At 61.2% G+C, this 9,478-nt stretch carries 7 protein-coding genes and 1 pseudogene; 7 read left to right on the forward strand and 1 reads right to left on the reverse strand.

Annotated features, from left to right (window positions below):
* The 7 genes and pseudogenes from ACR0P8_RS07475 to ACR0P8_RS07505 all read left to right on the forward strand — a co-directional run.
* A pseudogene (locus tag ACR0P8_RS07475) lies at positions 1-408 on the forward strand (GNAT family N-acetyltransferase); the annotation flags it as partial.
* The gene (locus ACR0P8_RS07480) at positions 408-719 is read left to right on the forward strand and encodes a DUF2469 domain-containing protein (protein ID WP_432624490.1); all 312 of its coding nucleotides are present in this window, start codon (positions 408-410) and stop codon (positions 717-719) included. The pseudogene ACR0P8_RS07475 and the gene ACR0P8_RS07480, both read left to right, overlap by 1 nt.
* Positions 720-922: 203 nt before the next feature.
* Positions 923-2,512 (forward strand): NAD(P)/FAD-dependent oxidoreductase, encoded by a 1,590-nt coding sequence (locus ACR0P8_RS07485; RefSeq protein ID WP_026646921.1) that lies wholly within the window; start codon positions 923-925, stop codon positions 2,510-2,512.
* Positions 2,513-2,837: 325 nt separating this feature from the next.
* Positions 2,838-4,859 (forward strand): transcription termination factor Rho, encoded by a 2,022-nt coding sequence (rho, locus tag ACR0P8_RS07490; RefSeq protein WP_432624491.1) that lies wholly within the window; start codon positions 2,838-2,840, stop codon positions 4,857-4,859.
* Positions 4,860-5,258: 399 nt separating this feature from the next.
* Positions 5,259-5,735 (forward strand): Lrp/AsnC family transcriptional regulator, encoded by a 477-nt coding sequence (locus ACR0P8_RS07495; protein WP_432624492.1) that lies wholly within the window; start codon positions 5,259-5,261, stop codon positions 5,733-5,735.
* 125 nt (positions 5,736-5,860) lie between these two features.
* A complete protein-coding gene (locus ACR0P8_RS07500; RefSeq protein ID WP_026646924.1) occupies positions 5,861-6,274 on the forward strand; it encodes a chorismate mutase in 414 nt (137 codons plus the stop codon).
* Positions 6,275-6,418: 144 nt separating this feature from the next.
* Positions 6,419-8,353 (forward strand): hypothetical protein, encoded by a 1,935-nt coding sequence (locus ACR0P8_RS07505; RefSeq protein WP_432624493.1) that lies wholly within the window; start codon positions 6,419-6,421, stop codon positions 8,351-8,353.
* A 158-nt stretch (positions 8,354-8,511) separates the two neighbouring features.
* On the opposite strand, the gene ACR0P8_RS07510 is transcribed toward ACR0P8_RS07505, so the two are convergent.
* On the reverse strand, positions 8,512-9,478 hold a 967-nt coding region (locus ACR0P8_RS07510), incomplete at its 5' end, for a class I tRNA ligase family protein (RefSeq protein ID WP_432624494.1).

The following is a 9,478-nucleotide window of genomic DNA, read 5'->3' on the forward strand; positions in this document are numbered from 1 at the left end:
ATCGTCATGGACACGCTCGTCGACGAATTCGACCCGATCCGCTCGCTCGACGCGTTCGGCATGCATGTGATCGAAGACAATCCCGGCGTCAAGGAGGCGTTGAGCGCCCGCGAGCATTCGATCGCCATCCAGCTCAACACCATGCATGACGACGGTTCCGACGATAAGGACGTCAGGCAGGATGGAAACGGCGGTCAGACGCCGGCCGAGGACAAGACGTCCGCCGCACGTCCGCAGGAAACACGGTCCGACAAGCCGGCTGAGGAGCCGACCGAGGAATCGACTGGCCAAGCGACGGGCGATGCCGACAACACCTGGCCGTACGGCTCGGGTGAACGCAAGACATCGAAGGACGCTTGGTGGCGCACGCTCGGCCGTGGCCGCAAGCGCGATATGGAAGGCAAGTGATGAGCGCCGAAGATCTCGACAATTACGAAACCGACGCCGAACTGGCGCTGTACAAGGAATACCGTGACGTCATCAAGCTGTTCACCTACGTCGTGGAGACCGAGCGTCGTTTCTATCTGGCCAACAAGGTCGATTTCAATGTGCGTTCCGCCGGACAGGACGTCTACTTCGACGTTCGTCTGACCGACGCATGGGTGTGGGACGTGTATCGTTCCAGCCGTTTCGTCAAGAACGTGCGCATCGTCACGTTCAAGGACGTGAACGTCGAGGAGGTCCAGAAAACCGATATCGACATCCCCGAAAGCATGTGACATTTACGGGAAACCGGCCTTCGCAGGTTCGTCGAGTGGCTGGTTTCCCCTATTTATGACGGTTCCATCGATTTTCAATTGACGATTTTATGGCGATTCCCGCCAGACATGGCGCTGATTTTGTGTGCATATGCACAGTCGCGCTGTGCGTTTCCCTACCTTCGGGTAAACTATTTTCGATTTTGTTTTAAGGAGACTTCAAAGTGACGCAAAAGCAATCCGTGGTGATTATCGGCGGTGGCCCTGCTGGCCTGACCGCCGCGTGGGAGCTCGTCAAGGACGGTGGCTCCGACAAGTACGACGTGACCGTGCTGGAGGCTACCCGCGAATTCGGCGGCATTTCCCGCACCGTCAAGCATGACGGCAATCGCATGGACATCGGCGGCCATCGCTTCTTCTCCAAGGACGACCGCATCATGGACTGGTGGAAGGAAGTCCTGCCGCTGCAGGGCGCTCCCAGCTATGACGACAAGAAGCTCCACCGCGAGCATGATATGGAGCCGGGCGGCCCGGATCCCGAGGTCGAGGACAAGGTGATGCTCAAGCGCCACCGCGTGTCCCGCATCTACTGGAACCGTCATTTCCTTGACTATCCGATCTCGCTGAGCGCCAACACGTTGAAGGCCATGGGCTTCAAGCTGACCATGGTCGCCGGTTTCAGCTACCTGAAGTCCATGATCCACAAGCTGCCGGAAACCAATCTGGAGAACTTCTACATCAACCGTTTCGGCCGTAAGCTCTACTCCATGTTCTTCGAGGGCTACACCGAGAAGCTGTGGGGCCGCCATCCGTCCGAGATCTCCGCCGACTGGGGCGCGCAGCGCGTCAAGGGCCTGAGCATCATGGGCGTGCTGAAGAACGCCTTCCAGAAGCTGCTGCCGAAGAAGCGCGACAATTCCGAGGTGGAGACCTCCCTGATCGAGGAATTCTGGTATCCGAAGCTCGGCCCGGGCCAGCTGTGGGAGACCGTCGAGTCCAACTGCGAGGCCGCCGGCGTGAAGGTCATCACCGACGCCAACGTGGTGGAGATCCGCCAGAAGGACGGCAAGATCGCCTCCGTCGTGTATGAGGATTCCGAAGGCAACCGCACCGAAATGGCCGCGGACGACTTCATCTCCTCCATGCCGGTCAAGGATCTCATCAACGCCGTGGACGCGTCCGACAAGCCGGCGCCGAAGGATATGACCGAAATCGCCAATGGTCTGCCGTACCGCGACTTCGTCACCGTCGGCCTGCTCGTCAAGCACCTGCGTCTGACCAACACCACCGACATCCCGACCCTCGGCAACCCGCCGATCGTGCCGGACTGCTGGATCTACGTGCAGGATCCGGGCTACAAGGTCGGCCGTCTGCAGATCTTCAACAACTGGAGCCCGTACCTGGTCAAGGACGTCGACAACACCGTGTGGATCGGCCTCGAATACTTCTGCGAGGAAGGCGACGCCTTCTGGAACATGACCGACGAGGAGGCCACCAAGTTCGCCATCCAGGAGCTCACCCGCATGCAGGTCATCAACGGCCCGCAGGACGTGCTCGACTCCCATCGCGAACGCGTCAAGAAGGCCTACCCCGCCTACTTCGACACCTACGACCGCATGCCCGAACTCGTCGACTACCTCGACTCCTTCGGCAACCTCTACTGCGTCGGCCGCAACGGCCAGCACCGCTACAACAACATGGACCACTCCATGGCCACGGCCATCGAAGCCGTCAAGAACATCAAGAGCGGTGAGACGTCGAAGAAGAACGTGTGGTCGGTGAACACCGATAAGTCCTACCACGAGGAGAAGTAGCGATTCCCTCATCCTCGAAATTGTCTCTTTGAAAGGAAACTTTTTTAAAGGGAGCTTCAAAGGGATTTGAAGGACGTGAGAAACGTGGGCCCGCCGGCGTGATACGCTGGCGGGCCCACGTTTTTTCATGCCGGATACGCGGCGCGCGAACCGTCCGGGGTGGTGCGATGCCTGGTTTGCGTTGGTCTGGGCGGCGTTGTATGGTTATGGCAGTTCGCAACCGTGAGATTTCGCGGTGAACTTTCGTTCAACGGATTTTTCCGTAATTCTTTTTTACAGCTGTCGCGGGCGCATGCCTGTGGAAGCCAAGGAAAGGCAACTACCAGTGGCAACAAGCCCTAATCTCGATGATATGAAACTGCCCGAGCTCAAGGAGCTCGCCAAGCAGATGGGACTTCGCGGTATCTCTACCATGCGCAAGACCGAATTGATCGCAACGATCCAGGCCGCCCGTTCCGGTGGACAGGCGCCGGCCGGAGTCACCGTGCGCGCTCCGAAGCCCGTCTCCACCGTAGACGCTGATGTCAACACGGCGAAGAAAGACGATAAGAACGGCGCCGCCGACGATGCGAAGCAGAATCGTCCCGTCCGCGCCAAGAAGTCCAAGTCTGCGGAATCCGTCCACGTTGCGGAATCCGCGAACGCCGCGGTCGCCAAGGATGCCGCGAATGCCGCGGCCGCCGTGGATACGCTGGAATCGCGCGAGGAGACGCCGAGGCGCCATCGTCATCGCGATGCCGAGGCCGGTGCCGACCTGCTCGCCGAGCTTGGCCTGGACGAACCGTCGCCGAAGCGTGAAGACCGCCGTCGCCGCCGCGACGACAATCGCAAGGATGACTTCGAACCGCGTCGCCGTCGCCGCACATCGGACGAGCCGAAGGATGAGGACGTCGTGCGCGACCTCGACGACATCCTCGCCACGCTGCCCGCGCAGAACTCCTCCGAGGAGAGCGGCCGTCGTGATGACGCGGAGGAAGGCGAGTTCACGCGCCACACCCGTGGCCGCAACGACCGTCGTGGCCGTCGTATGCGTGGCCGCGACCGCGACTACGACGAACGCGACGACCGTCGCGACAGGGGCGATCGCAACGATCGCATGGAACGCGGCAATGACCGTAACGATCGTATGGACCGCAATGCCGACCGTTCCGCGGATCGCAACGACCGTAATGATCGCAACGACCGCAACGAATCGAAGGAAGACCTCGTGCCGGTCGCGGGCATCGTCGACGTGCTCGATTCCTACGCCTTCGTGCGCACGTCCGGCTATCTGCCGGGACCGAACGACGTGTACGTCTCCATGGGACAGATCAAGAAGTACGGTCTGCGCAAGGGCGACGCCGTGCACGGCTCCATCCGCGCTCCGCGAGAGGGTGACCGCCGCAACCAGCGCCAGAAGTTCGTGCCGCTGCAGTCCATCGACTCCATCAACGGCATGAGCGTCGAGGAGGCGCAGCATCGTCCGCAGTTCAACAAGCTCACCCCGCTGTATCCGCAGGAGCGTCTGAAGCAGGAGACCACGCCGAACAAGCTCACCGGCCGTCTCATCGACATCGTCGCGCCGATCGGCAAGGGTCAGCGTGGTCTGATCGTGTCCCCGCCGAAGGCCGGCAAGACCATCACCCTGCAGAACATCGCCAACGCGATCGCGACCAACAATCCGGAAGTGCACCTCATGGTCGTCCTCGTGGACGAACGTCCGGAAGAGGTCACCGACATGGAGCGTACGGTGCAGGGCGAGGTCATCTCCTCCACCTTCGACCGTCCGGCCTCCGACCACACCACCGTGGCTGAACTGGCCATCGAACGCGCGAAGCGTCTGGTGGAGCTCGGCCAGGACGTGGTGGTGCTGCTCGATTCCATGACCCGTCTGGCCCGCGCCTACAACATCGCGGCCCCGGCCTCCGGACGCATCCTGTCCGGCGGTGTGGACGCGCAGGCGCTGTACCCGCCGAAGAAGTTCTTCGGCGCGGCCCGCAACATCGAGAACGGCGGTTCCCTGACCATCATCTCCTCCGCGCTGGTGGAGACCGGCTCCAAGATGGACGAGGTGATCTTCGAGGAGTTCAAGGGCACCGGCAACATGGAGCTGCGTCTGAGCCGCGAACTCGCCGACAAGCGTCTGTTCCCCGCCATCGACGTGAACGCCTCCGGCACCCGCCGCGAGGAGCTCATCACCGATCCGCAGGAACTGCCGATCATCTACCGTCTGCGTCGCCTTCTGGGCGGCCTCGAGCCGGAGCAGGCCTACCAGACGCTCGTGCCGCGTCTGAAGAAGACCGCGACCAATCGCGATTTCATGGCGTCGCTCATCCAGCAGAGCGGCAACGCCACCAACGGCAACTGAGGTTTCCTGAATCGTCGGAATCCGATTTTTCGGAATCGATTTCCTTGATTCCAAGGGGTCATGCGACTTTGATCATCGCATGGCCCCTTTTCCATACCATCCCGTTCCACACGCCCATGACCATTTTCTGGACATTTTTATGGACAATGAAATCGCAAAAAAGAAGATAAAAATACGAAAAAAACGAAGCGATGAAATAAATAATTTCTATTTTGATGGGGGTATTTGCAAAATTTAACAAAACGCGTATGGGTGGGTGTTTCTCCGAAGGTAAAATGCCTGTCGTTCCGCGCCGTTATGTGCGTGGTGGTGGGTATGGTGGGAGGGACAGTAACTTGGAACCGCAGTGGGGACGGCCGCTATGGCTGTGTGGCGACTTGTTGAAAAAAGGGGGTATGGATGGCCAATAATGATCATGGCATGGATGATGCACGTTCTATCGCAAGTCAGCTCGATGACACCGATGGTGTGATCCTCGACATTCTCGAGAACAACGGACGCGCCACACTGTCCCATCTTTCCGAAGCGACCGGTCTGTCCGTATCCGCGGTGCAATCGCGTGTGCAGAAGCTTGAGCGCCGTGGCGTGATTCGCGGATACAAGGCGATTATCGACGACGAGCGCCGCGGCCTCACGGTGAACGCCTACATCGCGGTCACGCCGACCGATTATTCGCGGGAAGCCGACATCCCCGACAAACTCAAGGACATCAACGGCATCATGTCCTGCGATTCCGTCGCCGGTTCGCCCAGCTTCATGCTGACCGTCCGCACCGAATCGCCCGCAAAACTTGAGGAGCTGCTGAACCTCATCCACCGCACGGTGCCGGTCAGCACCGAAACCACCATCGTGCTGAAGCGCTACTTCTCGATGTGATCCACGCGATGTGATTCGCACGCTGCGATTCGAGTGATGCGCGCGATATGCATCCACGGGATATGTGACCCGAAAGATGATCCTACGAAATCCGTAGAGGTAGCCTTCGCGGTAGTCTGGAGACCATGAGCGACAGCGAACACGACTGGCCTCGGCCAGAAGAAGAAACCGAATCCGAAACCGTCATCGACGCGCGGACCGCGCGGAACAATCCCGAAGTGGCCGATGCGGTGGCCAAAATCGCCGCGTTGCGTCAATCCATCGACAATGTCGACACGGCCATCGTCTCGCTGCTGGCCGAACGGTTCAAATACACGTCCCAAGTCGGTGTGCTGAAAGCCCGCGCGGGCTTCGCCCCGGCCGACTACCAGCGCGAAAACTCCCAGATCGAACGGCTGCACCGTATCGCCGTCGAAGCCGGACTGGACCCGGACATCGCCGAAATGTACCGTGAATTCGTGGTGACCGAGGCCAAGCGACGCCACAAGCGCATCGCCGAGGCCGGAGGAGACCCGGGCGTCCTCGACGTGTTCGCCTGATTCAAGCGGGTTTAGTTTTATCTGCTTATTCCTTTTTTGCCCGTTTCGCGGCGATGCCGGCATGCGCGCGTCGACGACGGGCAGACCGGGCATTACATTGAATGCTTTGGAAATGCTACTTCGATTGCGATTGTGAGGGACGGTATGCGTCACGCACCCACGATTCGTCCGCAGGCAGACCGCCGTCCATTCGCGGCGGCGGTTGCGGTCGCCGTCATCGCCGCCGTTCCGGTCGCGGCCGTCGATGTGACCGACGTGGCCGCCGCGGCCCATCAAAACGACCAATACGCGGCTGAAGCGGCACGAAACGACGTGATGAGCGCCTACACGTCCATCGACAGGCCCGGCCGGCTGTTCCTGACGCAAGGCGGCTCCTCCGCATCGCATGAATCGCAACGCGTGCCCAAAGGCGCCGTCCCGTCGCCATGGAAGGTGTCCGTCACCTTCAGCCTTGACGGACCGGACGTGAGCGCGGCCGACGTTTCCGGCGCTTCCGGCATGGTCGGCATACGAATCGACCTGCATTCCGTGGATACGGCCAAAACCGCCGGACTGACGCCGGTGGTCGCATTCACCATCCCCAGTCGAGTCGGCGACGATGTGACCGCAGATGACGGCGTGGTCGTTTCCGCGGGCAATACGTCGACGCTGGTCGCGACCGCCGGAAAACCCGGCGAGGACCTGACCTTCAGCACCTACGTGACGGCGAAACGCTTCTCCATGAGCTCGCTGGCCATCGCCGCGGTGGACGGCGACGCCGACCAATCGCTATCCGACCTCACCAAGCGCGCATCCACGCTGGTGGACGGGCTGACCAATGTCGGCTCGCAGCGCAATCGCAAGCTCATCGCCCAACTGGAAAAACTCCGTGACAACGAGAAGGCGCTGGCGGAACAGACCATCGCGGAACGCTCCAAAGAACACGATCAGGCGTTCGACAGCTACATCAACGCGTATGTCGGCTCCTACACCACGCACCTGTCCGGCTCCATCGGCAGTTCGACGCAGCTTCCCGCCATTCTCGGCACCGCCTCCGAACTGAACGGCGACACCCCCGTTGCCAAGGCCGTGGCGGAACTGGCCAACGCCGTCAACGACGTGAGCGCCGCGTACCGCCATGTCGGCGCGGCCGATGCGGTCGATGAGGTGATTCGCACCATAGAGCAACGCGGCACGTCCGGACTGGTGAGCGAGCTTACCAAACGTGTCGGCGAGGAAGGGCAGCGCGGTTCCAAGGACTACAGTTCCGGCCAATCGCAGCTTTCCGCAGCGATGATCCCGTATTCCATGGATTTCACCGACTCATACACGGCCCGGCTTAAGGAATTGGGAGCGACCTCCGGCAACGCGTCCGAATACGAGAACCAGGCGATCGCCGATGTGCGAGCCGGTATGAAAGGCAACGCGAAGCTCAAATCCGCGTACGACAAGGTTTCCGCCGCGATGACCACGTTGTCGGACGCCAGCGAGCATACCGGTCAGGCCAGCGCGTTCCATCAGATCGTCGTGAGGTTCGCCGACCAATTGGATTCGGATGATGAAGCCTCCGATACGGAGACTGCCGACGGCTCGTCCGTGCTGGATTCGATGCGTTCCGCTTCGGCCGGCCAGTCGTTGTGTGCGAAGGCCGAGAAGGTGCGTGCCAAGGCCCAGCGCAAGGCGGAGCGGGCGCAGGCCAAGAACACTTCGGACACGCTGACCAGCTTGGTCAACGACAAGAACGCCATCAGCATGGATGACGTGATGAGCTATGCGGGTGGATTGCGACCGTCATTCGGCGCGGCCGCGGACACCACGTCGAAGAACGTGGCGAAAGTCGGGGGAGTGGACTCCTCGAAGAAGGACGATTCCGCCGCTTCCCAGAAGAATTCAACATCGCTTGCCGTCTCGCTGCCGATCTCCGGCTACGGATTGGCGAAGACCGGCTTCACGCCGGATAGTGGCGATCTGGTAGATGAGACGGTCGATTTGGCGGCGGCCGCGGAGATTCTGGACGATGCGATGCAGGCCGGACTGTCCGTCGCTCCCGGCAAGACCTCCGACGGCCCGCAGTACCTGCTGTCGGTTCCGGTGCTGTAAAGACTGCGTTGTAAAGGCCTGTTCCTGATTCGTTAGGGAGATGGACCTACATACGACAAAAGCCTCCTTTGCGATGCTGCGATGCAGCGATGCAAAGGAGGCTTTTGTCATTAGCTGGCAGCCCCCCGTGAGGACTGCCAGCCGCTATGATCTCAAGATCACTTCTTCGGCTTCTTGGCCGGTGGTTCGCCCAGTTCGCTTTCGGCGACCGTCACGTCGGCGGCCTCGTCCTCGCCTTCGGCGGCGGCCGGAGCGGCGAACGCGATCGGACCGGTCACACGACCGGCTTCGGCGATATCGCCCAGCGCGGTTTCGACGGCCGCACGGACCTCGTCGGTGACGGCCAGCGTCACGGACAGAATCGGCGTCTTCATCGAAACCTTGGCCTTCGACTTGATACCACGCAGCGCGGCCAGAGCCTCGCCGGCATACGTCAGCAGGTCCGCGGAGGCGTCACCGGCGGCGGCCGCATACGTCTCGGCCTTCGGCCATGCAGCACGGTGCACGGAGCCTTCGCCCGCATGCATCCAGCTCCACACCTCTTCGGTGGCGTACGGCAGATACGGAGCCAGCAGACGCGCGAACGCGTCCAGACCCAAGCCCAGCGTGGTGCGTGCGGACTTCACCGCGGCCTCGCTTGGCACGTTGCCGGTCGAATCAGCGGTGCCGTAGGCGCGGTTCTTGACCAGCTCGATGTAATCGTCGCAGAACTGCCAGAAGTAGTTCTCGATGATCTCCAAAGCCTTGGAATGCTCGTAGTTGTTGAGGTTCTCGGTGGCTTCGCGCACCACGTCGGCCATCTTGGCCATTGCGGCGCGGTCCAGCGGCTCGGTCACGTCGGCCGGATTCCAAGTGGCGGTCGTAGGGGCTCCCACGTGGTGGTTCTCGTCCTCACGGCCGATGGCCAGGGCGAACTTGGTGGCGTTGAGCAGCTTGATGGCAAGACGACGGCCGATCTTCATCTGGCCTTCGTCGTACGTGGCGTCCAGGCCCAGACGGGCGGCGGCGGCCCAGTAACGCACCGCGTCGGCGCCGAACTGCTTGATCGGCTTGTCCGGCACGACCACGTTGCCCTTGGACTTCGACATCTTCTTGTGGTCCGGATCGAGGATCCAGCCCGACAGC

The organism is Bifidobacterium sp., from assembly GCF_050874245.1.
In the GTDB taxonomy this organism is placed as follows: Bacteria; Actinomycetota; Actinomycetes; order Actinomycetales; family Bifidobacteriaceae; genus Bifidobacterium.